The sequence below is a fragment of the Streptomyces sp. NPDC057249 genome (assembly GCF_042669245.1).
GTDB lineage: Bacteria > Actinomycetota > Actinomycetes > Streptomycetales > Streptomycetaceae > Streptomyces.
Genome location: NZ_JBHUXS010000001.1, coordinates 1 through 25,275 on the forward strand (window position 1 = coordinate 1; position 25,275 = coordinate 25,275).

The following is a 25,275-nucleotide window of genomic DNA, read 5'->3' on the forward strand; positions in this document are numbered from 1 at the left end:
TGCTCCTTAGAAAGGAGGTGATCCAGCCGCACCTTCCGGTACGGCTACCTTGTTACGACTTCGTCCCAATCGCCAGTCCCACCTTCGACAGCTCCCTCCCACAAGGGGTTGGGCCACCGGCTTCGGGTGTTACCGACTTTCGTGACGTGACGGGCGGTGTGTACAAGGCCCGGGAACGTATTCACCGCAGCAATGCTGATCTGCGATTACTAGCAACTCCGACTTCATGGGGTCGAGTTGCAGACCCCAATCCGAACTGAGACCGGCTTTTTGAGATTCGCTCCGCCTCGCGGCATCGCAGCTCATTGTACCGGCCATTGTAGCACGTGTGCAGCCCAAGACATAAGGGGCATGATGACTTGACGTCGTCCCCACCTTCCTCCGAGTTGACCCCGGCAGTCTCCTGTGAGTCCCCATCACCCCGAAGGGCATGCTGGCAACACAGAACAAGGGTTGCGCTCGTTGCGGGACTTAACCCAACATCTCACGACACGAGCTGACGACAGCCATGCACCACCTGTACACCGACCACAAGGGGGGCACCATCTCTGATGCTTTCCGGTGTATGTCAAGCCTTGGTAAGGTTCTTCGCGTTGCGTCGAATTAAGCCACATGCTCCGCTGCTTGTGCGGGCCCCCGTCAATTCCTTTGAGTTTTAGCCTTGCGGCCGTACTCCCCAGGCGGGGAACTTAATGCGTTAGCTGCGGCACCGACGACGTGGAATGTCGCCAACACCTAGTTCCCAACGTTTACGGCGTGGACTACCAGGGTATCTAATCCTGTTCGCTCCCCACGCTTTCGCTCCTCAGCGTCAGTAATGGCCCAGAGATCCGCCTTCGCCACCGGTGTTCCTCCTGATATCTGCGCATTTCACCGCTACACCAGGAATTCCGATCTCCCCTACCACACTCTAGCCTGCCCGTATCGACTGCAGACCCGGGGTTAAGCCCCGGGCTTTCACAACCGACGTGACAAGCCGCCTACGAGCTCTTTACGCCCAATAATTCCGGACAACGCTTGCGCCCTACGTATTACCGCGGCTGCTGGCACGTAGTTAGCCGGCGCTTCTTCTGCAGGTACCGTCACTTTCGCTTCTTCCCTGCTGAAAGAGGTTTACAACCCGAAGGCCGTCATCCCTCACGCGGCGTCGCTGCATCAGGCTTTCGCCCATTGTGCAATATTCCCCACTGCTGCCTCCCGTAGGAGTCTGGGCCGTGTCTCAGTCCCAGTGTGGCCGGTCGCCCTCTCAGGCCGGCTACCCGTCGTCGCCTTGGTAGGCCATTACCCCACCAACTAGCTGATAGGCCGCGGGCTCATCCTTCACCGCCGGAGCTTTCAACCCTCTCCCAGGAGGCAGAGAGTGTTATCCGGTATTAGACCCCGTTTCCAGGGCTTGTCCCAGAGTGAAGGGCAGATTGCCCACGTGTTACTCACCCGTTCGCCACTAATCCACCCCGAAGGGCTTCATCGTTCGACTTGCATGTGTTAAGCACGCCGCCAGCGTTCGTCCTGAGCCAGGATCAAACTCTCCGTGAATGTTTTCCCGTAATCGGGAGACACATCACGAGAGCGGAACGATCAAGTCGGAATATGACCCGTCGTCCACTGCGTCCTCGCTGTGTTTTGCCTACCAAGTCAGTGACCTGGCAGGACTTTCAAAGGAACCTCCAACCTGCCGAAGCAGGCCGGGGTATCAACATATCTGGCGTTGACTTTTGGCACGCTGTTGAGTTCTCAAGGAACGGACGCTTCCTTTGTACTCACCCGCAGAACATTTTCTGGGGCTTTCCTCCGGGCGCTTCCCTTCGGTCTTGCGTTTCCGACTCTATCAGACTCTTTCGTGTCCGATTCCCGGTCGAAGCGGGTCAAGCAGTTTTCGCTTTCCAGTTCTTCGCTTTCGCGTTTCCCTTTCCGGCGAGTCCGACTCTATCAGATCCTTTCGGGCCTGATTCCCAGTCAGCGGGGCTTGTCCTCCGGGCTGTTGGGCCCTTCCGACGAGTGAGACATTAGCGGAATCCTGGGCCCCGACGCTAATCGGGGTCGCGCTCCTTCGAACGCGGATTCCTCATTTCGCATAAGCGCACGGCGAGACATGCGACAACCGTCGCGTGCTCGTTGTGGTTACTGCGGAATGGCTGTCCGGGGACCAACCGGAGTCGGCGCTCACGTCGGACAACTCGGAGCACACTACGGATCGGGAGAGGCCGTGTCAACCCCCGGCCCGGCCGGGGGTGACGGGGCGCTGGTCAGCCGTTGCCGGAGGCCAGCTCGCGGCTGCGGTCGCGGGCCGCTTCGAGTGCCGCGATGAGAGCCGCGCGTACGCCGTGGTTCTCCAGTTCGCGGATGGCGCTGATGGTGGTGCCGGCCGGGCTGGTGACGGCCTCGCGGAGCTTGACCGGGTGCTCGCCGCTGTCCCGGAGCATCACGGCGGCGCCGATCGCGGCCTGGACGATGAGGTCGTGGGCCTGGGCGCGCGGCAGGCCGAGCAGGATGCCGGCGTCCGTCATCGCCTCCACCAGGAAGTAGAAGTACGCCGGGCCCGAGCCGGAGAGGGCGGTGGCCGCGTCCTGCTGGGACTCCGGGACGCGCAGGGTCTTGCCGACCCCCTTGAAGATGGCGTCCGTCGAGGCGAGGTGCTCCCCCGTCGCGTGGCTGCCCCCCGAGATGACGGACATGCCCTCGTCCACCAGGACGGGCGTGTTCGGCATGACGCGGACGACCGGGGTGCCGGCGCTGAGGCGGTCCTCGATGTACGCGGTCGTGATGCCGGCCGCCGCGCTGATGACCAGACGGTCCGCGGCGAGGTGCGGGGCCAGCTCGTCCAGGAGGCGGCCCATGTCCTGCGGCTTGACCGCGAGGATCAGGATGTCCGCCCGCTTCGCGGCCTCCGCGTTGGTGACCGCGTCCACGCCGTACCGGTCGCGCAGTTCGGCGGCCCGGTCCGAGCGGCGGGTGGTGACCAGCAGGTTCGACGGGCGCCAGCCGGCCCGGATCATGCCGCTGAGCAGGGCCTCGCCGATCTTGCCGGTGCCGAGGACTGCAACTGTCTGGGTCATGCCGTTCACCCTCCGGGCGGTGCTCGATGTGCGCGGTGCTCAGTGCTCGTCGGCGCCATCTTCGCACCGCCCCGTCAGGCGGTGCGGCGGCGGAGGGTGGCCGCACCGAGGGCCAGGACCAGCAGCGCGCAGCCCGCCACGACGAGGACGTCCCGCACGAAGTCCCCGGTGACCTCGGAGTGGTGGAGGACCTCGTTCATCCCGTCCACGGCGTACGACATCGGCAGCACGTCCGAGACGGCTTCGAGGAACGGCGCCATGCGGTCACGGGGGACGAAGAGACCGCAGAGGAGCAGCTGCGGGAAGATCACCGCGGGCATGAACTGCACCGCCTGGAACTCGGAGGCCGCGAACGCCGAGACGAACAGCCCGAGTGCCGTGCCGAGCAGCGCGTCGAGCACGGCGACCAGGAGCAGCAGCCACGGCGACCCCAGGACGTCCAGGCCGAGGGCCCACACCGACAGGCCGGTGGCCAGGAGCGACTGGAGGACGGCGACGGCACCGAAGGCGAGCGCGTAACCCGCGATGAGGTCGCCCTTGCCGAGCGGCATCGAGAGCAGGCGCTCCAGGGTGCCGGAGGTGCGTTCGCGCAGGGTGGCGATCGAGGTCACCAGGAACATCGTGATCAGCGGGAAGATTCCCAGCAGCGAGGCGCCGATCGAGTCGAAGGTCCGCGGGCTGCCGTCGAAGACGTACCGCAGCAGCGTGATCAGGAGGACCGGGACCAGCAGGAGCAGCGCGACCGTACGGGGGTCGTGGGCGAGCTGGCGCAGGACGCGGGCGGCGGTGGCGAGGGTGCGGGCCGGGCTCAGGGGGGCGGTCGTGCTGCTCATCGGGGGTTCTCCTTGCGCTGGGCGGCCGCGTCGACCAGGTGGAGGAAGGCCGCCTCGACGGTGTCGGTGCCGGCGGCCGTCCGCAGGGCGTCCGGGGTGTCGTCGGCGAGGATCTCGCCCTCGCGCATGAGGAGGAGGCGGTGGCAGCGCTCGGCCTCGTCCATGACGTGGGAGGAGATGAGGAGCGCGGTGCCGCGTTCGGCGGCGAGGGTGTGGAAGAGCTGCCACAGGTCGCGGCGCAGAACCGGGTCGAGGCCGACGGTCGGTTCGTCCAGGACGAGCAGGTCGGGGGTGCCGAGGAGGGCGACGGCGAGCGAGACGCGGGTGCGCTGGCCGCCGGAGAGGTTGCCGGCCAGGGCGTCCTCGTGGCTGGTCAGGTCGACCTCGGTGAGCGCCCGGGTGACCGTTTCGTGGCGGGCGTCGCGGTGGGCGCGGCCCGGTCGGAGGACCGCGGCGAAGTAGTCCAGGTTCTGGCGGACGGTCAGGTCGGTGTAGACGGAGGGCGCCTGGGTGACGTACCCGACGCGGGGGCGGAGGGAGGGGTGGCCGGCGGGGCTGCCGAGGACCTGGAGGGTGCCGGTGACCTTGGCCTGGGTGCCGACGACGGCGCGCATGAGGGTGGACTTGCCGCAGCCGGAGGGACCGAGGAGGCCGGTGATCCTGCCGGGTCCGACGGTGAAGTCGAGGCCCTTGAGGACCGTGCGGCTGCCTCGTCGGACGGTGAGGCCACGGGCCTCGACGGCGACGCCCGAAGAATTCATCATGTGATGAATATTGGCTCCGCGGGGGCGCCGCCGTCAAGGGACGGGGCCGGCCGGCTCAGCGCACGGCCGCGTGCAGTTCCACGACGTACGCCTCTTCCACCGTCCCGTCGGGGAACTCCGTCCGGAGCCGGGCCCGCTCCTCGGCGAGGAAGGTCCGGGCCGCGTCGTCGTCGGCGATCAGGAACACGGAGTGGCTGCCGAGGTTGTCGAGGTGGGTGGCGAGGGAGACGCGCCGGGTCCACGGGACGCGGCGGTACGTGAAGACGAGGTCCGGGGGCAGGTCGCGGTCCTGGACGGCCGAGCGCCGGGGACCCAGTTCCTCCGGACCGACGCCGAAGAACCGGACGAGCCGCTCCTCCTGGGCGGCGAGCCACGGGACGGAGCTGTCGGTGACGTTCCACCAGAGGGCCAGCGTGCCGCCCGGCCGCAGGACGCGCCGGACCTCGGCGGCGGAGCGGGCGTGATCGGTCCAGTGCCACGACTGGGCGTACGTGATCAGGTCGGCCGAGCCGGCCGCGAACGGGAGCCGGTTGCCGTCGCCCCGCACGAGCGGGACGTCCGGGAGGGCCCGGCGCAGCTCGGCGGCCATGCCGGGCCCGGGCTCGACGGCGACGACGCGGGCGCCGCGGTCGAGGAGGCGGCGGGTCGAGATGCCGGTGCCCGCGCCCACGTCCAGGGTGCGGGCTCCGCGCAGGAGGCGGCCGGCGATGTCCTCGACGGCGTCGAACAGCGTGTCCGGGTAGCTGGGGCGGGCGGCCGCGTACTGGGCGGCGGCGCGGTCGAAGGACAGGGCGCGCGAGGGACCCCGGGCCGGATGCGGTAAGTGTGTCGTGGCCATGCGGTCATCGTGCCCGCGCCCGGCCGGGGGCGTCAGCCTCGGCGGCCCTTCTTCTTCCGGGCGGCCGGGTTGCCGGTGCGGGAGGCGCGGCGCTTCGCGTACCGGGCGACGGCCTCCTCGTACTCCGTACGCCTCAGCTTCTCGCCGGGCGCCTCGGTGAACGTACGGAAGAAGTACGCGAGCAGCGAGCCGACGAAGCCGATGGCCTTCAGGCCGCGCAGGCTCTCCTCGCGGGCCGGGTCGGCCGGGCGGCGGCCGAAGCCCTCCCAGGTCTTGCGGAAGGCGATCGCGCTGCAGATGGCGAACATCGCGATCACCAGCACGCCGACGAAGCCGCCGACGTCGGCGATCTCCAGTCCCTGGTAGGCGAAACGGAGGACGAGGCAGGCCGCGGCCGTCGCGAGGAGCGAGCCGACGGCGGCTCCGACGCGGCGCAGACCGTAGTGGCCGTCGTGGGCGACCCACGTGGTCCCGAAGAAGCGGAGGGGCTCGGGCTGCGGGCCCTGCGGGGTCGCGGGCTCGGACGGGCCGGGGGCCGCGCCTTCGGGGGTCTCGCTGTTCTCGCTCACGGAGTCGATTATCCCGCAGGTGCGGGGGCGGCCGGGGGGCCGTGTGTGCGGCCCCCCGGCACGGCCGGGATCAGCCCAGCTTCGAGACGTCGCGGACGGCGCCCCGGTCGGCGCTCGTCGCCATGGCGGCATAGGCGCGCAGCGCGGCCGAGACCTTGCGGTCGCGGTTCTTCGGGGCGTAGACGCCGTTCAGGGCCTCGCGCCGGGCGGCCAGTTCGGCCTCGGGGACCAGGAGGTCGATCGAGCGGTTCGGGATGTCGATCCGGATGCGGTCGCCGTCCTCGACCAGCGCGATCGCACCGCCGGAGGCCGCCTCGGGCGAGGCGTGGCCGATGGACAGGCCCGACGTGCCGCCGGAGAAGCGGCCGTCCGTGATCAGGGCGCAGGTCTTGCCGAGGCCGCGGCCCTTCAGGTACGAGGTCGGGTACAGCATCTCCTGCATGCCCGGGCCGCCCTTGGGGCCCTCGTAGCGGATGACGACGACATCGCCCTCGTTGACCTGCTGGGTGAGGATCTTCTGGACGGCCTCCTCCTGCGACTCGCAGACGACCGCCGGGCCCTCGAAGGTCCAGATGGACTCGTCGACGCCCGCCGTCTTCACGACGCAGCCGTCCACGGCCAGGTTGCCGCGCAGGACCGCGAGGCCGCCGTCCTCGGAGTAGGCGTGCTCCACGGAGCGGATGCAGCCGCCCTCGGCGTCCTGGTCCAGGCTGTCCCAGCGCTCGGACTGGGAGAACGCCTCCGCCGAGCGCACGCAGCCGGGAGCGGCGTGCCACAGCTCGACCGCCTCCGGCGCCGGGGAGCCGCCGCGCACGTCCCAGGTCTTCAGCCAGTCGTCCAGCGACGGGCTGTGCACGGAGTGCACGTCCTCGTTGAGGAGGCCCGCGCGGTGCAGTTCGCCGAGGAGGGCGGGGATGCCGCCGGCGCGGTGCACGTCCTCCATGTAGTACGTGCGGTCCTTGGCGACGTTCGGGGCGACCTTGGCCAGGCACGGGACGCGGCGCGACAGGGCGTCCATCTCGGTCAGGCCGTAGGCGACGCCCGCCTCCTGGGCGGCGGCCAGGAGGTGCAGGATCGTGTTGGTGGAGCCGCCCATCGCGATGTCGAGCGCCATGGCGTTGCCGAAGGCGGCGGCCGTGGCGATGTTGCGGGGCAGGACCGAGTCGTCGTCCTGCTCGTAGTAGCGACGGGTCAGGTCCAGCACCGTGCGGGCGGCGTTCTCGTAGAGCGCCTTGCGGGCGGTGTGGGTGGCCAGGACCGATCCGTTGCCGGGGAGGGAGAGGCCGATGGCCTCGGTCAGGCAGTTCATCGAGTTGGCGGTGAACATCCCGGAACAGGAACCGCAGGTGGGACAGGCGTTCTCCTCGATGCGGAGGATGTCCTCGTCGGAGATCTTGTCGTTGACGGCCTCCGACATCGCGTCGACCAGGTCGAGCGTGCGCACCGTGCCGTCGACCAGCGTGGCGCGGCCGGACTCCATCGGGCCGCCGGAGACGAAGACGGTCGGGATGTTCAGGCGCAGGGCCGCGTTGAGCATGCCCGGGGTGATCTTGTCGCAGTTGGAGATGCAGATCAGGGCGTCGGCGCAGTGCGCCTCGACCATGTACTCCACGCTGTCCGCGATGAGGTCGCGGGAGGGGAGGCTGTAGAGCATGCCGCCGTGGCCCATGGCGATGCCGTCGTCCACGGCGATCGTGTTGAACTCGCGCGGGATGCCTCCGGCGGCGGTGACCGCCTCGCTGACGATCCGGCCGACGGGGGCCAGGTGCGTGTGGCCCGGCACGAACTCCGTGAAGCTGTTGGCGACGGCGATGATCGGCTTCCGGCCGATGTCCGCGCCGGGTACCCCGGAGGCGCGCATAAGGGCGCGGGCGCCCGCCATGTTGCGGCCGTGGGTGACTGTGCGGGACCTCAGCGTGGGCATCGTCTTTTCGCTCCTTCTGCGTTGAAGACTGTTCTTGAGCGTACGCCGTCGGTGCCAGGATGTGGACCGGGTGTCCGCTATGCGGAAGGGTTGGGGGCGGGGCGGGGGCGCCTGCGGCGGGCCTGTTCCCCTACCCGCCCCTTCCCGGAACCGGGGCTCCGCCCCGGACCCCGCTGCTCAATCGCCGCAGGGGCTTGATTGCGGGGCTGGCTCCGCCAGATACCGCTGGAGCGTCGGGGCCACCATCGCCACGATCTTCTCCGGCGGCGCGGACGCCAACGGCTCGGCCTGCAGCACGTACCGCAGTATCGCGATCCCCACCATGTGCGACGCCGCCAGCTCCGCCCGGAACGTCGCGTCCGGGATGTCCAGGCCCGCCGCCACGCGTTCCAGCAGGCGGCGCAGTACGAAGCCGCGGAGGACCTTCGCCGCGGCCTCGTGGGTGAGGGCGGAGCGGAGGACCGCGAGGAGGGGGGCCCGGGTCGCCGGGTTCTCCCAGATCGCGATGAAGGCGCGGGCCAGACGTTCGCCCACGTCCTCGGTGTCCCCTTCCAGGACGGCCGGGACGAGCAGCGCGGGCTCGAAGGACAGCTCGATCGCGGCGGCGAAGACCTCGTCCTTCGTACCGAAGTAGTGGTGGACCAGCGCGGAGTCGACGCCGGCCGCACGGGCGATGCCCCGCACTGAGGTCTTGTCGTACCCGCGCTCGGCGAACTCCGTGCGGGCGGCCTCCAGGATGCGGGTGCGCGCGTCCGGGCCGGTGTCCTTCGCGGCGCGGGCGGGGCGGCCCCGGCGCCGGGGGCCGGGCGCGTCCGGGGTCATGGGCGGGGGGCGCGCTCGGTGGACGCGGCGAGGTGGAGCCGGGTGAAGGCGAGCGCCTCGGCGAGGTCGGCCTCGCGTTCGGCGGTGGACATCGCGCGCCGGGTGTTGACCTCGATGACCACGTGCCCGTCGAAGCCGGAACCGGCCAGCCGCTCCAGCAGCTCCGCGCAGGGCTGGTCGCCCCGGCCGGGCACCAGGTGCTCGTCCTTGTTGGAACCCTTGCCGTCGGCCAGGTGGACGTGGGCCAGCCGGTCGCCCATCCGGTCCACCATGGCCAGGCCGTCCGTGCGGGCGGTGGCGGTGTGCGACAGGTCCACCGTGAAGTGGCGGTAGTCGTCGTTGGTGACGTCCCAGTCGGGGGCGTACGCGAGCATCTCGCGGTCCCGGTAGCGCCACGGGTACATGTTCTCGACGGCGAACCGGACGTCCGTCTCGTCGGCCATCCGCCAGATCCCGGTGACGAAGTCACGGGCGTAGTTGCGCTGCCACCGGAACGGGGGGTGGACGACGACCGTTGACGCACCCAGCTTCTCGGCGGCGGCGCGGGCCCGCTGGAGCTTGACCCACGGATCGGTCGACCAGACCCGCTGGGTGATCAGCAGGCAGGGCGCGTGCACGGCGAGTATCGGCACCTGGTGGTAGTCGGAGAGCCGGCGCAGCGCCTCGATGTCCTGGCTGACCGGGTCGGTCCAGACCATGACCTCGACGCCGTCGTAGCCGAGGCGCGCGGCGATCTCGAAGGCCGTCGCCGTCGACTCCGGATAGACCGAGGCCGTCGACAGGGCGACCTTCGCATCCGGGACGCGCACCGCTGGTTCTGCCACGCAGACAGCGTACGGGCAGTGCCGCGCCCCGCCGAGGGAGAGCGGCGGAAAGTGAGAAGGGCCGCACCACCGGCCCGCACCGCCCCGCGCCACCCGCCCGCGTCACCCCCTCGCCACCGGCCGCACGCCGCCGCGCCGGGCCGCCGCGCCGGTCACCGCCCGCTCAGTCCGGCGCAGCCTCTTCCTTCGACGGCAGGTGGTCCAGGCGGCGCAGGATCACGCCCTCGCGCAGCGCCCACGGGCAGATCTCCAGCTCCTCCACGTCGAGCAGGTCCATCGCGCCCTCCGCGACCAGCGCCCCGGCCAGCAGCTGGGCGGCCCGGCCCTCGGACACGCCCGGCAGGGTCCCGCGCTCCTCGGCGGTCATCGCGGCCAGCTTCGGCACCCACTCCTCCAGCGCCTTGCGGCTGAGGGTGCGCGGCACGTACTGGCCCTCGGCGGAGCGGGCCGCACCCGCGATCCTGGCCAGCTGCTTGAACGTCTTGGAGGTGGCTACCACGTGGTCCGGGCGGCCGATGCGGGTGAAGTCGCCGACGCTGCGGGCGATGCGCGCCCGGACGTGTCGGCGCAGCGCCTTGACCTCCGCCGGGTCCGGCGGGTCGCACGGCAGCCAGCCCGCGGTGATGCGCCCGGCGCCCAGCGGCAGCGAGACCGCGGCGGCCGGTTCCTCGTCCATGCCGTACGCGATCTCCAGCGAGCCGCCGCCGATGTCGAGGACCAGCAGCTTGCCCGCCGACCAGCCGTACCAGCGGCGGGCGGCCAGGAAGGTGAGCCGGGCCTCCTCCGTACCGCTGAGGACCGTGAGGCCGACGCCCGTCTCGTCGCGCACCCGCTCCAGGACCTGGTCGGCGTTGCTCGCGTCGCGCACCGCCGAGGTGGCGAAGGCGAGGACGTCCTCGCAGCCCTTGTCCTCGGCGGCTTCGAGCGCGCCCGCGATCGTCCCGACCAGCCGCTCCACGCCGAGCGGGCCGATCGCGCCATCCTCGTCGAGGAGTTCGGCGAGGCGCAGCTCGGCCTTGTGCGAGTGCGCGGGCAGCGGGCGGGCACCGGGGTGGGCGTCCACCACCAGCAGATGAACCGTGTTCGACCCCACGTCGAGGACTCCGAGTCTCATACGGGGCACGCTACTGCGGGCGGCACACATACTCTGGGCGCGTGCCAAAGACGAAAAAGGCGAAGCCGGGCAAAGCCACGAAGAAGCAGCGCGCCATCGAGGCGGAGACCCCGCAGGACATCAAGCACGTCGAGAAGGTGGAGATGCACACGCCGGTGGCGGAGCCCGACCCCTCCGACGAGACGGAGCTCGACTTCGCGCGGGCCTGGGTGGAGTTCCCCGACCCCGCCGACGACGAGCAGGTCTTCCGCTGCGACCTGACCTGGCTGACGTCCAGGTGGACGTGCATCTTCGGCAGTGGCTGCCAGGGCATCCAGGCGGGCCGCGCGGACGACGGCTGCTGCACGCTGGGCGCCCATTTCTCGGACGAGGACGACGAGAAGCGGGTGGCCGGTCATGTCGCGCGCCTCACTCCGGAGCTGTGGCAGTTCCACGACGTGGGCACGGAGACGGGCTGGACCCAGACCGACGAGGACGGGGACCGCCAGACGCGCCGCTGGCAGGGCTCGTGCATCTTCCAGAACCGGCCGGGCTTCCCCGCCGGGGCGGGCTGCTCGCTGCACATCCTGGCGCTGCGGGAGGGCCGGGAGCCGCTGGAGACCAAGCCGGACGTGTGCTGGCAGCTGCCGGTACGGCGTACGTACGAGTGGATCGACCGGCCGGACGACACGCGGGTGCTCCAGGTGTCGATCGGTGAGTACGACCGGCGCGGCTGGGGCCCGGGCGGCCACGACCTGCACTGGTGGTGCACGTCGGCGACCTCGGCGCACGGAGGCGGCGAGCCGGTGTACGTGTCGTACCGGCCGGAGCTCATCGAGCTGATGGGCAAGGAGGCGTACGACACGCTGACGGAGCTCTGCGAGCAGCGGCTCGCCTCGCTGCTGCCGATGGCCCCGCACCCGGCGGACCCGGCGTAGGGCCTGTCCGACCATCCCCGTCGTCCGCCCGGCACCGTCAGTCCGCGCGGGGCGGGGTGCTCGGGCCCTTCGGCGGGGCGGGCGGTCCGGAGGAGCCGGTCGGGTCCGGGGTCGGGCTCGGTGCCGGGTCCGTCGGTGTGGGCGTGGGGTCGGTCGGGTCCGGCGTCGGGGTGGCGGGGTCCGGAGTGGGGTCCGGGGTGGTGGACGCCGGCGGGGCCGGACGGGGGTGGAGTCCGCGCGGTACGGCGCCGGGGCTGGACGTTTTCGCCCCGTAGCCGTGCAGGGCGACGACCGCGCCCGTGGGGGCGACGGTGAGGTGGGCGGTCCAGGGGCCGGCGGGCTGCCGGGCGTGGTCCACCAGGGCGCGGATCGTGACACTGCCGCCGGCCGGGAGCCTGCCGGAGGTGCGGCTCAGGCGCACCCAGGACCGGTCGGTGGCGGCGGACCAGGAGACCGGGCCGGCCTTCGACGCGGTGAGGGTGATCAGGGTGGCGGAGCCGGCGGTGCGGGTCCGGACGGTGAGCCGGTCCTCGCCGTGCGCGGCGGGGTCGTGCGAGGGGCCGGCGCCCTTGCTGATGATCTCGGCGGAGACCTCCGGCAGGGCGTCCTTGCCGGTGAAACGGGAGCCGCCGTCCGGGCGGGCGTTGCCGGCGTTCTCGTAGGGGGCGTAGGGGGCCTCGGCGCCACCGGTCTCGTTGTCGGCGGCGCTGACGGCCGAGCCGTCGCGGCCCTCGCCGGTCAGCGGCGCCCCCCGGTACGCGGACCACAGGGCGATGACCGGGGCGGCGACGACGGTGGCGACGACGGTCGTCGTCATGACCCGCGAGCGCAGCCGGTCGCGGCGCGCCGCGTGGTCCTTGGGGTCCATGGGGAAGCCGGTGCGGTCGAAGCGTGGAGTGGCGGACCGATTCTTCTGGTGCTTCTGCGCGTGCAGCATGGCCACGTACGCGGAGGGGCGCGGCGCCTCCACCACCGGCAGCACGGCGGCCGGGGTCACCGTCTTGCCGGGCCACGGCCCCTCGGCCCCGGCGCGCTCGGCGGCGCGGCGGCAGCGCGGGCAGTCGTCCACGTGCCGGACGAGCTCGCGGCGGAGCGTGGGCGAGAGGAGGGCGCGGTGGTCGCCGGTGAGCCGGCCGGCCGTGGGGCAGTTGCCCGTCTTCACGACGGCGAGGGCGGCCCGGGTGCGCTCGACCTCGCAGGCGGCGCCGGCCAGCAGTTCGCGGGCGGCCGTGGGGGCGAGGCCGAGGACGGCGGCGACGGCGTGCGGGGTCAGCCCGTGCCGGACGGCCAGCTCCAGCGCCTCGCGCTGCTCCGGCGTGGTGCCCGCGGCCTCGGGCCAGGCCAGCCGGGCCAGCTCCCGGCGGTGCGCCTCGGCGGCGGGGGCGCTCTCCGGCGCGACGGCGGGGGTCTCCGGGGAGGCGGGGGTCTCGGGCGGTCTCGGGCTCTGCGGCGGGGCGGGTGCGGGCGCGGCGGTGTGCGCGGGCGGCGGCGGGGCCGTGCGCGCCGCGCGGCGGGCGGGGCGGGGGGCCGGGGTGTGGCGGTCCTCGTCGGCGGCCCTGCGGTGCGGGGGGCGGGCCGGGTCGGAGCGGCGGTGGGCGCGGCGGCCCTGCTTCTGCTCGGTGAGCCGGCGCAGACAGGTCCACCGGGCCAGGGCGTACAGCCAGGTTTTACGTTCCTCCTCGTCGGCCGGGCAGCGGGAGCCCTGCCGTTCGGCCAGGGCGAGGACGCCGCCCAGCGCCTCGGTGGCGGCGTCGTGGTCGCAGAGCACGGAGAGGCAGTAGGTGAAGAGGCCGTCGAGATGCGGCTCGTAACGGGCGGGCGGCTTCTTCGGCGCGGCGGGCGAGGAGTGGGGCGCGCGATGCTGCCCCCGGTGCGCGCCGGGAGTGTTCGTCGGAGTCTCCAGCCTGCTGCTCGTCACCTTGCGACCGTAGGCGCGGCCGGCTCGCCCCTCGTACTCCTTGAGCAGATTTAACCCTTACGGGTGAACGTATCGCGCGATAAGGGACAGGCGTTCCCGGCCGCGTTGTCAGACCCCACCGATACGGTGGCGCCATGGCTGCCCGTACGAAATCCGCGAAGGACCGGCCGTCCTACCGCTGCACCGAATGCGGCTGGACCACCGCGAAGTGGCTCGGCCGTTGCCCCGAGTGCCAGGCGTGGGGGACGGTCGAGGAGTTCGGCGGCGCGCCCGCCGTCCGGACCACGGCGGCGGGGCGGGTCTCCACCGCCGCGCTGCCCATCGGCCAGGTGGACAGCCGGCAGGCCACCGCCCGGCCGACCGGGGTCGGCGAGCTGGACCGGGTGCTGGGCGGCGGTCTGGTGCCCGGGGCCGTCGTGCTGCTCGCGGGCGAGCCGGGCGTGGGCAAGTCCACGCTGCTGCTCGACGTGGCGGCCAAGGCGGCGACGGACGAGCACCGGACTTTGTATGTGACGGGCGAGGAGTCCGCGTCGCAGGTGCGGATGCGGGCCGACCGCATCCATGCGATCAGCGACCATCTGTATCTGGCGGCGGAGACCGATCTGTCCGCGGTGCTCGCCCATCTCGACGCGGTCAAGCCGTCGCTGCTGATCCTGGACTCGGTGCAGACCGTGGCCTCGCCGGAGATCGAGGGCGCGCCGGGCGGGATGGCGCAGGTCCGCGAGGTGGCCGGGGCGCTGATCCGGGCCTCCAAGGAGCGCGGGATGTCGACGCTGCTCGTGGGCCACGTCACCAAGGAGGGCGCGATCGCCGGGCCCAGGCTGCTGGAACACCTGGTGGACGTGGTGCTGTCGTTCGAGGGCGACCGCCATGCCCGGCTGCGTCTGGTGCGCGGCGTCAAGAACCGGTACGGGGCGACCGACGAGGTCGGCTGCTTCGAGCTGCACGACGAGGGGATCACGGGTCTCGCCGATCCGTCCGGCCTCTTCCTGACCCGGCGCGACGAGCCGGTGCCGGGCACCTGCCTGACCGTGACGCTGGAGGGTAAGCGGCCGCTGGTCGCGGAGGTGCAGGCGCTGACGGTGGATTCGCAGATCCCGTCCCCCCGGCGAACCACTTCGGGTCTGGAGACCTCCCGGGTGTCCATGATGCTCGCGGTCCTGGAGCAGCGCGGCCGGATCAGCTCGCTGGGCAAGCGGGACATCTACAGCGCGACGGTGGGCGGCGTGAAGCTGTCCGAGCCGGCCGCCGACCTGGCGATCGCGCTGGCGCTGGCGAGCGCGGCGAGCGACACACCGCTGCCGAAGAACCTGGTGGCGATCGGCGAGGTGGGGCTCGCGGGCGAGGTCAGGCGGGTGACGGGGGTGCAGCGCAGGCTGGCCGAGGCGCACCGCCTGGGGTTCACGCACGCCCTGGTTCCGACCGATCCGGGCAAGGTCCCGGCCGGTATGAAGGTGACGGAGGTGGCCGACATGGGCGACGCGCTCAGGGCGCTCCCGCGCCGGACCCGCGCACAGGCCCCCCGGGAGGACGACGCACGCCGGTAGACTTTGCCCTGGTCTCGCCCGTCCGTACGAACGGCATGAGGGACACGGGGTGCGTCAGACACCCCCTGGGTCCTTCGATCGGACGGCCTGTTCCGACCGACAGGCCACGAGGGCACCGCAAACCTGTGACCGGAGGAGTGCAGTGGCAGCCAGCGACCGGGCAGCATCGCCCGGAAAGTCCGGCCAAACCACGGGCAACGAGGCGCTGATGCGCGCCTCGCTGAGCGCCGTAGCGCCCGGAATGGCCCTGCGGGACGGCCTGGAGCGCATTCTCCGCGGCAACACCGGTGGTCTGATCGTGCTCGGCATGGACAAGACCGTCGAGTCGATGTGCACGGGCGGCTTCGTGCTGGACGTGGAGTTCACCGCGACCCGGCTGCGGGAGCTGGCCAAGCTGGACGGCGCGCTGATCCTCGACAAAGACATGACCAAGATCCTGCGCGCCGGAGTGCAGCTGGTCCCGGACGCGTCGATCCCCACCGAGGAGACCGGCACCCGGCACCGCACGGCGGACCGGGTCTCCAAGCAGTGCAATTTCCCGGTCGTCTCGGTCTCCCAGTCGATGCGCCTGATCGCGCTGTACGTGAACGGGGAGCGGCGGGTCCTGGAGGAGTCGGCGGCGATCCTGTCCCGCGCCAACCAGGCCCTGGCCACGCTGGAGCGGTACAAGCTGCGGCTGGACGAGGTCGCCGGGACGCTCTCCGCGCTGGAGATCGAGGACCTGGTGACCGTCCGGGACGTGACGGCGGTGGCCCAGCGCCTGGAGATGGTCCGCCGGATCGCGACGGAGATCGCGGAGTACGTGGTGGAGCTCGGCACCGACGGCCGGCTGCTCTCGCTCCAGCTGGACGAGCTGATCGCGGGCGTGGAGCCGGAGCGCGAGCTGGTCGTGCGGGACTACGTGCCGGAGCCGACGGCGAAGCGTTCGCGCACGGTGGCGGAGGCGCTGACCGAGCTGGACTCGCTGACCCACACGGAGCTGCTCGAACTCCCGGTCGTGGCGCGGGCGCTGGGCTACAGCGGCTCGCCCGAGACGCTGGACTCGGCGGTGTCGCCGCGCGGTTTCCGGCTGCTGGCGAAGGTGCCGCGGCTGCCGGGCGCGATCATCGACCGGCTCGTGGAGCACTTCGGCGGTCTGCAGAAGCTGCTCGCGGCGAGCGTGGACGACCTCCAGACGGTGGACGGGGTCGGCGAGGCCCGGGCGCGCAGCGTGCGCGAGGGCCTGTCCCGGCTGGCCGAGTCGTCCATCCTCGAACGGTACGTGTAGGGCGGTACGCGCAGGGCCCCGGCGCTCCCCCGGAAGACCGCCCGGAACGCCCCGCCGCTCAGTCCTTCGCGAGGACGAACGAGGCGCGCTGCACGGGCTCGCCCGGCGCCTTGGCCTCCACGAGGTACGTGCCCGGCTCGGCCTTGCCCGCGGGCGGCGTCGCGCACTTGGGGGCGCTCTTCGCCCGGTTCCACTCCACGGTGTGCACGACGGTCTTCCCGGCGGGCACCTCGATCAGGACGGCCTTCGGGTCGCGCGGGCAGTCCTTGGACGACCACACCTCGTCGTCGTCCCCGCCCGCCTCGGTGATGGTGAGCACCGCGCTCTTCGGTCCGAAGTCGGCCTTGCAGGCGGTGGACGAGGTGTTCGTGACGAACAGCCGGAACTCGGGCTTCTCGTCCGGGGCGTAGCTGAGTTCGGTCTTGAGGGCGATCCGGATCGCGCCCGCGGTGCAGTCGGGGAGCGAGGAGCCGGCCGGGACCGGACGCGCTGCCTCCGCCCCGTCCGCTCCACCGGCGCCGACGGAACCGGAAGCGGAACCCGAACCGGTCTCCTGGCCACCGCCGTTGGCGTCCGAGCCGCCGCCCGAACCGGCGGAACCGCCGCCCGAACCGCCGCCCGTGCCACCGCTGCTGCCGCCGGAGCCGTTCGACTCGCCGCCACCGCCGGGCTGTTCGGTGATCGCGGGGCCGGAACCGGAGGGGCCGGGTGTGATCGAGCCCGCGGGGCTGGAGCCGGGCGCCTTGGCGTCGTCGTGGTGATCCCCGTCGCCGCCGCGGGAGGTGACGGCCCATGCGATCAGCAGCGCGAGCAGCACGACCAGGGCCGCCGCGACCGCCCTCCGTCGCCAGTAGATGCTGGAGGGTAGCGGACCGATCGGATTGCGCAGAGATCCCACGGCCCAAACTGTACGAGAGATCCGGCCCAACTCCCGCCCCACCCGCCGCCTTGATCCCCAAGTTTTCCGGATCATCATCCTGCGAGGGCCAGTTCGAGCACCGGGAGCAGCCGATGTGACCGTCTGCGAGGAAACGTTTACGCAGGGCGAGTGCGCCGAGGCGGGCGGAGAACGGCCCATGGGCCAGTTGCCGCAACGGCTCGCGGGGCGTGGGGCCTCTTACCGGAACGCCGTGTCAGGATCGATGGTGCGATGACTGCCACGACTGCGACACAGACGCCCCCCGCCTCCCTCCACGCCCCCGTGATCGGGTGGTTCGACCAGCACGCCCGCGATCTGCCCTGGCGCCGCCCCGAAGCGGGGGCCTGGGGCGTGATGGTGAGCGAGTTCATGCTGCAGCAGACCCCCGTCAACCGGGTCCTCCCGGTGTACGAGCAGTGGCTCGCCCGCTGGCCGCGCCCCGCCGACCTCGCGGCCGAGCCGCCCGGCGAGGCGGTCCGCGCCTGGGGCCGGCTCGGCTACCCGCGCCGGGCGCTGCGCCTCCACGGGGCCGCCCAGGCGATAACGGAACGCCATGGCGGTGACGTACCGAGTGAGCACGCCCAGCTCCTCGCCCTGCCCGGCATCGGCGAGTACACGGCGGCGGCCGTGGCCTCGTTCGCGTACCGGCAGCGTCACGCCGTCCTCGACACCAACGTCCGCCGGGTCTTCGCACGGGCCGCGAACGGCATCCAGTACCCGCCGAACGCGACGACCGCCGCCGAGCGCAGGCTCGCCCGGGAGCTGCTGCCCGACGAGGACGAGCAGGCGGCTCGCTGGGCGGCGGCCACGATGGAGCTGGGCGCCCTCGTCTGCACCGCGAAGAACGAGGACTGCTCGCGCTGTCCGATCGCGGAGCAGTGCGCCTGGCGGCTGGCCGGGAAGCCCGCGCACCAGGGGCCGCCGCGCCGGGGCCAGACCTACGCCGGCACGGACCGGCAGGTGCGCGGCAGGCTCCTCGCCGTGCTGCGCGAGGCGGTCGGCCCGGTCCCGCAGGCGGCGCTCGACGCGGTGTGGGACGAGCCGGTGCAGCGGGCCCGCGCCCTGGACGGGCTGGTCGCCGACGGGCTGGTCGAGCCGTTGGCCGACCGGCGGTACCGGCTGCCGCTGACCTGACCGGCCCGGTCGTCCCACCCGCGTAACAGCGTCCGCCCGCCTTCGTAACAAAGGCCCTGAGGCCCGCCCGCTCCGTGACAATGACGGGGCGGACGGGCCCTTCGCGCGTCCGGCGCGGGGTCGTTTGTCCGGTCTCCTCCCCGCGCTGTTACACAACCGATGGACAGCCGTGCGTCCGCGTACGGCTGCCCCGCACAGCCTCGTGACAACCGCTCCGTAGCGTCTGCGACGTCAGCCGGAACCGACCACCGGCGGGCAGCGGTACGAGCGGTTCACGGGGACCCACGGGGATGGAGGCGGTTGTGATGGCGCAGGGCGAGGTGCTCGGCTTCGAGGAGTACGTACGGACCCGGCAGGAGGCGCTGCTGCGCAGTGCGCGCCGGCTCGTCCCGGACCCCGTGGATGCCCAGGACCTGCTCCAGACCGCGCTGGCCCGCACGTACGGCCGCTGGGACCGCATCGAGGACAAGTCCCTCGCCGACGCCTATCTGCGCCGCGTCATGATCAACACCCGCACCGAGTGGTGGCGGGCGCGCAAGCTGGACGAGGTGCCCACCGAACAGCTGCCCGACGCCAGCATCGAGGACGGCACCGAGCAGCGCGCCGACCGGGCCCTGCTGATGGACATCCTGGGCGTGCTGGCTCCCAAGCAGCGCAGTGTCGTCGTCCTGCGACACTGGGAGCAGATGAGCACGGAGGAGACCGCGGCGGCGCTCGGCATGTCGGCCGGTACGGTGAAGAGCACGCTGCACCGTGCGCTGGCGCGGCTGCGCCAGGAGCTGGAGAACAGGGAAGCGGCGAGCCGGGAGACCCGGCTCGCCGAGGAGCGGGGGCGGGAGCGGTGCGCGGCCTGACAGGCAGCGGTGACGACGGCACGGTCACCGGCACAACGGGCGGGGGAACGGCCGGCGCCGACAGGCGCCCGCTGACCGGCTGGGCGGCGAGCAGCGCGGCCCTGGCCGGCCTCGCCGTCTTCGGGCTGTTCGCCGTCAGCTGCTCGACCGGCGGCACCGGCACCCGGGACGAGGGCCCGGCGGGCGCCGAACCGGTCGTCCAGGTCACCCCGAGCACGACGGCCGCCGCCACGGCGAAGCCCGCGCCCCGGGTGGACGCCGTGGCGCTGCTCAAGGCGGACCCGAAGGTGAGCGGGCGGGTCCGGATGGACCTGAAGGCGTGCAGCGGCGACGAGTATCCGGTGGACACCTCGTACGGCAGGATCACCGGCGGCCCGTCCGCCGACGTCGTGGTGAACGTGATGACCTGCGGCGACTCCGTGGGGGTCGGCACCTACGTCTACCGGCCGCGCGCCGACGGCACGTACGACAACGTCTTCACCGTCGAGCAGCCCGCCGTCTACGGCACCATCGACCGCGGGGACCTGGTGGTGACGACCCAGGTGTACGAGAAGAAGGACTCGGTCGCCTACCCCTCGGGCGACGAGGTGATCACGTACCACTGGGCGAACGGCCGGTTCACCGAGCAGGACCGGGTGCGCAACGACTTCAACCGTGCCGTGGGCGCGGGCGACGGAAACCTTCCCGAGCCCACGGAACCGCCGAGGAACTGAGAGCTTTCCGATGGCCGAGACCCATGTGCTGTTCGTCGAGGACGACGACGTCATCCGAGAGGCCACCCAGCTCGCGCTGGAACGGGTGGGCTTCGCGGTCACCGCGGTGCCCGACGGGCTGACCGGCCTGGAGGCGTTCCGGGCGGACCGGCCCGACATCGCGCTGCTCGACGTCATGGTCCCCGGCCTGGACGGGGTCAGCCTGTGCCGCCGCATCCGGGACGAGTCGACGGTCCCCGTGATCATGCTGTCGGCGCGGGCCGACTCGATCGACGTGGTCCTCGGTCTGGAGGCCGGCGCGGACGACTACGTCACCAAGCCGTTCGACGGGGCGGTGCTGGTGGCCCGGATCAGGGCGGTGCTGCGCCGCTTCGGCCACGCGTCCGGCGACCGGGCCGGTGGCGGGCAGCCGGAGCCCGAGGCCGTGGGCGGGGTGCTGGTCTTCGGGGACCTGGAGGTCGACACCGAGGGCATGGAGGTCCGCAGGGGCGGTGCCCAGGTGGCGCTGACCCCGACCGAGATGCGGCTGCTCCTGGAATTCTCCTCGGCGCCCGGCACCGTGCTCTCCCGCGACAAGCTGCTCGAACGGGTCTGGGACTACGGCTGGGGCGGGGACACCCGGGTCGTGGACGTCCATGTGCAGCGGCTGCGCACGAAGATCGGCCAGGACCGGATCGAGACGGTCCGCGGCTTCGGCTACAAGCTCCGGGCATGAGGCGGCCGTCCCTGCGGACGGGCGTCCGCTGGAAGATCAGCATCGCGATCGCGGCGGTCGGCGCGCTGATCGCCGTCGCGCTGAGCCTGGTGGTGCACAACGCGGCCCGTGTCTCGATGCTGGAGAACGCCCGCGAGGTCCAGCTGGAGCGGCTGACCTACGCGCAGCTGCTGTACGAGGCGAAGAAGACCAAGAAGGCCGATCCCCGGTTCGGGGCGAAGCTCAACGATCCGACGATGCCGCAGAGCCTGCGCGAGGAGGTCCGGCGCAACCGCCGCGCCACGCATGTGGACGACTCCGGCGGGGTGCCCGACGTCTGGGCGGCGGTCCCGGTGGGCAACGGGAACGTGCTGTCGCTGCACACCCGGTTCGCGGACCGCTCGACCACGATCATGGGCGACCTGGACCGGGCGCTGATCATCGGTTCGGTCTCGGTGGTCCTCGGCGGCTCCGCGCTGGGGGTGCTGATCGGCGGCCAGCTCTCGCGCCGGCTGCGCAAGGCGGCCGCGGCCGCCGGGAAGGTGGCCCAGGGCAACACGGACGTCCGAGTGAGGGACGCGGTCGGCGGTGTGGTGCGCGACGAGACGGACGAGCTGGCCGGTGCGGTGGACGCGCTGACCGACGCGCTGAACGCGCGGATCGAGGCGGAGCGCCGGGTCACCGCGGACATCGCGCACGAGCTGCGGACGCCGGTGACCGGGCTGCTCACGGCGGCCGAGCTGCTGCCGCCGGGCCGCCCCACGGAGCTGGTGCGCGACCGGGCCCAGGCGATGCGCACGCTGGTCGAGGACGTGCTGGAGGTGGCCCGGCTGGACAGCGCGTCGGAGCGGGCCGAGCTCCAGGAGATCGCGCTCGGCGAGTTCGTCAGCCGGCGGGTGGCCCTGCTGGACCCGGAGGTCCGGGTGCAGGTGGTCCACGACTCCTGGGTCAACACGGACCCGCGCCGCCTGGAGCGCATCCTCGGCAACCTGCTGGGCAACGCGGCCAAGCACGGGGCGACCCCGGTGGAGGTCACGGTCGAGGGCCGGGTGGTCCGGGTCCGCGACCACGGGCCCGGGTTCCCGGCGGCGCTGCTGCGGGAGGGGCCGAGCCGGTTCCGTACCGGGTCGGCCGACCGGGCCGGGCGCGGGCACGGACTGGGGCTGACGATCGCGGCGGGCCAGGCCCGGGTGCTCGGGGCCCGGCTGACCTTCCGGAACGCGGCGCCGGAGGGTGCGGCGGAGGGCAGCGGCGGGGCGGTCGCGGTGCTGTGGCTGCCCGAGCACGCGCCGACGGCCACGGGCAGTTATCCGATGCTGCAGTTCGCGGAGCAGCGGGGCCCGGCGGAGACGGAGGCCGGGCAGGGGCGTTGACGGCCGGGGCGTGCCGGGGCCGTCGGGACAACGGGCGAGGGCCCCGGGACGGGTGTCCCGGGGCCCTGCGCGTACGTCCGTGTCCGGTCAGATCTCCGCGACCGCCGGGGCGGGCTTGGTCTCGGGGCCGGCGCCCCGCAGCGGGACCTCCTTGACGAACAGGGAGGCGACGACCGCGACCAGGCCGACGGACGCGCCGACCAGGAACGCGATGTGGGTGCCCGACGACACCGCGAACTCGTACGCCTCGCGTGCCCGCACCGGCAGCTTGGCCAGGCTCGCCGCGTCCAGCTGGGCGGAGTGCGCGGTGGCCGCGCCGCCGCCTCGCGAGGCCATCTCGTCCTGGACCCGGCCGGTGAACAGCGCGCCCATGATGGCGACGCCGAAGGAGCTGCCGAGCGTGCGGAAGAGGGTGGTCGAGGAGGACGCGACGCCCATGTCCTTCAGCTCGACGCTGTTCTGCGCGACGAGCATCGTGATCTGCATCAGGAAGCCCATGCCGGCGCCGAGCACCGCCATGTACAGCCCGGAGGTGAGGCGGCTGGTGCCGGTGTCCATCTGGGCGAGCAGGAAGAGGCCGACGACCATGAGGATCGAGCCCACGACGGGGAAGACCTTGTACTTGCCGGTGCTGGTGGTGACCCGGCCCGCGATGAGCGAGACGACCATCATGGACAGCAGCATCGGCAGGAGCAGCAGCCCCGAGTTGGTGGCGGAGGCGTGCTGCACGGACTGCTGGTAGAGCGGCAGGAACAGCACCGCGCCGAACATCACGAACCCGGCCATGAAGCCGACCACGGACATGAGCGTGAAGTTGCGGTTGCGGAATATGTGGAGCGGGATGATCGGCTCGGCGGCCTTCGTCTCGACGAAGAGGAAGCCGGCCAGCGAGGCGACGCCGATCGCGATGAGCTCCATGATGACCGCGGAGTTCCAGTCGTACTCGGAACCGCCCCAGGTGGTGACCAGCACGATCGCGGTGATGCCGACGGTGAGCAGCGCGGCGCCCAGGTAGTCGACGTTCCGCTTGGTCCGCTCCCGCTTGGGCAGGTGCAGGACCGCGGTGATCATGACCAGCGCGACGGCACCGAGCGGCAGGTTGATGTAGAAGCTCCAGCGCCAGCCGAGGTGGTCGGTGATGGTGCCGCCGACCAGGGGCCCGCCGATCATGGCGATGGCCATCACGCCGGCCATCATGCCCTGGTACTTGCCGCGCTCGCGGGGCGGCACGAGGTCGCCGATGATCGCCATGACGCCGACCATCAGACCGCCGGCGCCGAGCCCCTGGACGGCCCGGAAGCCGATCAGCTGGCCCATGTCCTGGGCCATGCCGCTGAGGACCGAGCCGATCAGGAAGATCACGATGGACGTGAGGAAGATGCCCTTGCGCCCGTACATGTCGCCGAGCTTGCCCCAGATGGGCGTGGACGCGGCGGTGGCCAGGGTGTAGGCCGTGACGACCCACGAGAGGTGTTCGAGGCCGCCGAGGTCACCGACGATGGTCGGCATCGCGGTGCCGACGATCAGGTTGTCGAGCATCGCCAGCAGCATGGCGATCATCAGGGCGAGCACCACCACCCGGACGCTGCGCTGCGGCGGAGCCGATGGCTCCGCCTTCGTGGCCGGTGGGCCGCCCGCCTTCCCGTCCGCCGTCTTGATCAGGTCCGCCATCTTCCCCAACTCCCCAGTCAACCGTGCCACCGGACCCTTACTTGCCGCCCGGCTAGTTGCTTACACTGGAGGAAGGTAGACCCGTAACTAGCCGGGCGTCAAGTAAGTTGATTTGGGAGAGCACCATGGGCAGCACGCCGCAGCCGCGCCGGAGCAACACTCGCCAGCGCATCCAGGACGTCGCCCTGGAGCTCTTCGCCGAGCAGGGGTACGAGAAGACCTCGCTCCGGGAGATCGCCGAGAAGCTGGACGTCACCAAGGCGGCGCTCTACTACCACTTCAAGACGAAGGAAGACATCCTCGTCAGCATCTTCGAGGACCTGAACCGCCCGGTGGAGGAGCTGATCACCTGGGGCGAGACCCAGCCGCGCACCCTGGAGACCAAGAAGGAGCTGCTCCGCCGCTACAGCGACGCGCTGGCCCACGCGGCCCCGCTCTTCCGCTTCATGCAGGAGAACCAGGCGACGGTCCGCGACCTGAGCATCGGCGAGACGATCAAGACCCGGGTCCTGGGCCTGATGGACCTGATCAAGGAACCGGGCGCACCGCTCACCGACCAGGTGCGGTGCTTCAGCGCGCTCATCACCCTGCACGCCGGGATGATCGCCCTGAAGGACGTCGAAGGCGACCCCGAGGAGAAGCGCAAGGCCGCTCTCGAAGTCGCCGTCGAACTGGTCACCCGGGCCCACGACCCGGAAACCCCCCGGTGACCCTGCTCGGGAGCAGGGGCCGGGGGGCCGGGAGCACGGGCCGGATCAGACGTTGATGCCGTGCTTGTGCAGGAAGTTGACCGGGTTGACCGCCGAACCGTAGTTCGGGGTGGTCCGGATCTCGAAGTGCAGGTGCGGGCCGCTGGAGTTGCCGGTGTTGCCGGACAGGGCGATCTTCTCGCCCTTCTTCACGTGCTCGCCGATGTGCACGTCGATCTTGGACAGGTGCGCGTACTGCGAGTACGTGCCGTTGCCGTGCGAGATCACGATGGCGTTGCCGTACGCGGGACCGTCGCCGCCGCCGTTCGGGCCGGCCTTGACGATCGTGCCGCTGTGGGCGGCCTCGACCTTGGTGCCGATCGGCACGGCGAAGTCCTGGCCGGAGTGCTTGTGGGCCCAGCGGCTGCCGTCGTTGCCGAAGCTTGCGCTCAGCTCGTAGTGGTCGACCGGGGCCTCCCACGGAAGCTTGGCGATGGCCTTCTTCTTGGCGGCGGCCTTCTTCTTCGCGGCCGCCTTCTTCTTCGCCGCGTCGGCCTTCTTCTCGGCCTCGTGCTTGGCCGCGGCCTTGCCCTGCGCGGTCGCCTGCTTGGCGACCGAGTCGGCGGTGGCCGAGGAGACCAGGGCGGGGGCCTGGGGGGCGTCCGCAGTGCCGGCCGCGAACGCAGCACCCGCACCGAGAACCATCGACGTCCCCAGACCGGCTGCCACCACGGCGCCACGCATACGGGACACGGACGGGCGGCGGGACTGGAACGTAACGCGCTTCGACATAAGCGGAAATCCTCCGGAGATGACTGGACCCGGCGGTGTGCCG

At 71.7% G+C, this 25,275-nt stretch carries 22 protein-coding genes and 1 rRNA gene; 9 read left to right on the forward strand and 14 right to left on the reverse strand.

What is annotated here, in order from left to right:
- Nucleotides 1–10 precede the first annotated feature (10 nt).
- The 10 genes from ACFUJY_RS00005 to ACFUJY_RS00050 all read right to left on the reverse strand — a co-directional run bounded on the left by ACFUJY_RS00005 (nt 11) and on the right by ACFUJY_RS00050 (nt 10,744).
- Nucleotides 11–1,536, reverse strand: a 16S ribosomal RNA gene (locus ACFUJY_RS00005).
- 710 nt (nt 1,537–2,246) lie between these two features.
- A complete protein-coding gene (gene proC, locus ACFUJY_RS00010; protein WP_383292144.1) occupies nt 2,247–3,056 on the reverse strand; it encodes a pyrroline-5-carboxylate reductase in 810 nt (269 codons plus the stop codon).
- Nucleotides 3,057–3,130: 74 nt separating this feature from the next.
- Nucleotides 3,131–3,889: an ABC transporter permease gene (locus ACFUJY_RS00015; RefSeq protein ID WP_383292147.1), complete on the reverse strand. Its 759-nt coding sequence runs from the start codon at nt 3,887–3,889 to the stop codon at nt 3,131–3,133.
- Nucleotides 3,886–4,653 carry an ABC transporter ATP-binding protein gene (locus ACFUJY_RS00020; RefSeq protein ID WP_383292150.1) on the reverse strand — a complete coding sequence of 256 codons (768 nt, stop codon included), beginning with the start codon at nt 4,651–4,653 and terminating at the stop codon, nt 3,886–3,888. Before ACFUJY_RS00020 ends, ACFUJY_RS00015 begins: the two co-directional genes overlap by 4 nt.
- Nucleotides 4,654–4,708: 55 nt before the next feature.
- On the reverse strand, nt 4,709–5,491 hold the full coding sequence (locus ACFUJY_RS00025; RefSeq protein WP_383292152.1) for a class I SAM-dependent methyltransferase: 783 nt from the start codon (nt 5,489–5,491) through the stop codon (nt 4,709–4,711).
- Nucleotides 5,492–5,523: 32 nt separating this feature from the next.
- Nucleotides 5,524–6,060 carry a hypothetical protein gene (locus tag ACFUJY_RS00030; protein ID WP_383292154.1) on the reverse strand — a complete coding sequence of 179 codons (537 nt, stop codon included), beginning with the start codon at nt 6,058–6,060 and terminating at the stop codon, nt 5,524–5,526.
- Between the two features lie 70 nt (nt 6,061–6,130).
- On the reverse strand, nt 6,131–7,984 hold the full coding sequence (ilvD, locus tag ACFUJY_RS00035; RefSeq protein ID WP_383292156.1) for a dihydroxy-acid dehydratase: 1,854 nt from the start codon (nt 7,982–7,984) through the stop codon (nt 6,131–6,133).
- 177 nt (nt 7,985–8,161) lie between these two features.
- The gene (locus tag ACFUJY_RS00040) at nt 8,162–8,806 is read right to left on the reverse strand and encodes a TetR family transcriptional regulator (RefSeq protein WP_383292158.1); all 645 of its coding nucleotides are present in this window, start codon (nt 8,804–8,806) and stop codon (nt 8,162–8,164) included.
- Nucleotides 8,803–9,615: a sugar phosphate isomerase/epimerase family protein gene (locus ACFUJY_RS00045; RefSeq protein WP_383293813.1), complete on the reverse strand. Its 813-nt coding sequence runs from the start codon at nt 9,613–9,615 to the stop codon at nt 8,803–8,805. The genes ACFUJY_RS00040 and ACFUJY_RS00045 overlap by 4 nt, the downstream gene beginning before the upstream one ends.
- A gap of 178 nt (nt 9,616–9,793) precedes the next feature.
- Nucleotides 9,794–10,744: a Ppx/GppA family phosphatase gene (locus tag ACFUJY_RS00050; RefSeq protein WP_383292161.1), complete on the reverse strand. Its 951-nt coding sequence runs from the start codon at nt 10,742–10,744 to the stop codon at nt 9,794–9,796.
- Between the two features lie 143 nt (nt 10,745–10,887).
- Between ACFUJY_RS00050 and ACFUJY_RS00055 the strand changes: the two genes are divergently transcribed.
- Nucleotides 10,888–11,661, forward strand: coding sequence for a hypothetical protein (locus ACFUJY_RS00055; protein ID WP_383293815.1), 774 nt, complete (start codon nt 10,888–10,890; stop codon nt 11,659–11,661).
- A 37-nt stretch (nt 11,662–11,698) separates the two neighbouring features.
- On the opposite strand, the gene ACFUJY_RS00060 is transcribed toward ACFUJY_RS00055, so the two are convergent.
- Nucleotides 11,699–13,579 carry a hypothetical protein gene (locus tag ACFUJY_RS00060; protein WP_383292163.1) on the reverse strand — a complete coding sequence of 627 codons (1,881 nt, stop codon included), beginning with the start codon at nt 13,577–13,579 and terminating at the stop codon, nt 11,699–11,701.
- Nucleotides 13,580–13,713: 134 nt separating this feature from the next.
- Here ACFUJY_RS00060 and radA point away from each other — a divergent pair, with 134 nt between their 5' ends.
- Entirely contained in the window at nt 13,714–15,126 is a 1,413-nt protein-coding gene (gene radA / locus ACFUJY_RS00065; RefSeq protein ID WP_383292166.1) for a DNA repair protein RadA, read from the forward strand.
- A gap of 142 nt (nt 15,127–15,268) precedes the next feature.
- A complete protein-coding gene (gene disA / locus ACFUJY_RS00070; RefSeq protein WP_026171409.1) occupies nt 15,269–16,393 on the forward strand; it encodes a DNA integrity scanning diadenylate cyclase DisA in 1,125 nt (374 codons plus the stop codon).
- A gap of 58 nt (nt 16,394–16,451) precedes the next feature.
- Here the strand turns inward: disA and ACFUJY_RS00075 are convergent, their stop codons facing one another.
- On the reverse strand, nt 16,452–17,210 hold the full coding sequence (locus tag ACFUJY_RS00075; RefSeq protein WP_383293818.1) for a hypothetical protein: 759 nt from the start codon (nt 17,208–17,210) through the stop codon (nt 16,452–16,454).
- A 333-nt stretch (nt 17,211–17,543) separates the two neighbouring features.
- On the opposite strand from ACFUJY_RS00075, the gene ACFUJY_RS00080 reads away from it, so the two are divergent.
- The 5 genes from ACFUJY_RS00080 to cseC all read left to right on the forward strand — a co-directional run bounded on the left by ACFUJY_RS00080 (nt 17,544) and on the right by cseC (nt 22,080).
- Nucleotides 17,544–18,446, forward strand: coding sequence for an A/G-specific adenine glycosylase (locus ACFUJY_RS00080; protein WP_383292169.1), 903 nt, complete (start codon nt 17,544–17,546; stop codon nt 18,444–18,446).
- A gap of 305 nt (nt 18,447–18,751) precedes the next feature.
- Nucleotides 18,752–19,300, forward strand: coding sequence for a SigE family RNA polymerase sigma factor (locus ACFUJY_RS00085; RefSeq protein ID WP_111330130.1), 549 nt, complete (start codon nt 18,752–18,754; stop codon nt 19,298–19,300).
- The gene (locus ACFUJY_RS00090) at nt 19,288–20,013 is read left to right on the forward strand and encodes a hypothetical protein (RefSeq protein WP_383292172.1); all 726 of its coding nucleotides are present in this window, start codon (nt 19,288–19,290) and stop codon (nt 20,011–20,013) included. The genes ACFUJY_RS00085 and ACFUJY_RS00090 overlap by 13 nt, the downstream gene beginning before the upstream one ends.
- 10 nt (nt 20,014–20,023) lie before the next feature.
- Nucleotides 20,024–20,728, forward strand: coding sequence for a two-component system response regulator CseB (cseB, locus tag ACFUJY_RS00095; protein ID WP_383292175.1), 705 nt, complete (start codon nt 20,024–20,026; stop codon nt 20,726–20,728).
- Nucleotides 20,725–22,080: a two-component system sensor histidine kinase CseC gene (cseC, locus tag ACFUJY_RS00100; RefSeq protein WP_383292178.1), complete on the forward strand. Its 1,356-nt coding sequence runs from the start codon at nt 20,725–20,727 to the stop codon at nt 22,078–22,080. Before cseB ends, cseC begins: the two co-directional genes overlap by 4 nt.
- An 87-nt stretch (nt 22,081–22,167) precedes the next feature.
- Here cseC and ACFUJY_RS00105 read toward each other — a convergent pair whose 3' ends face one another.
- Nucleotides 22,168–23,751: an MDR family MFS transporter gene (locus ACFUJY_RS00105; RefSeq protein WP_383292181.1), complete on the reverse strand. Its 1,584-nt coding sequence runs from the start codon at nt 23,749–23,751 to the stop codon at nt 22,168–22,170.
- A gap of 125 nt (nt 23,752–23,876) precedes the next feature.
- On the opposite strand from ACFUJY_RS00105, the gene ACFUJY_RS00110 reads away from it, so the two are divergent.
- Nucleotides 23,877–24,461 (forward strand): TetR/AcrR family transcriptional regulator, encoded by a 585-nt coding sequence (locus ACFUJY_RS00110; RefSeq protein WP_383292184.1) that lies wholly within the window; start codon nt 23,877–23,879, stop codon nt 24,459–24,461.
- Between the two features lie 45 nt (nt 24,462–24,506).
- On the opposite strand, the gene ACFUJY_RS00115 is transcribed toward ACFUJY_RS00110, so the two are convergent.
- Entirely contained in the window at nt 24,507–25,232 is a 726-nt protein-coding gene (locus ACFUJY_RS00115) for a M23 family metallopeptidase (protein ID WP_383292187.1), read from the reverse strand.
- Nucleotides 25,233–25,275: the final 43 nt, after the last annotated feature.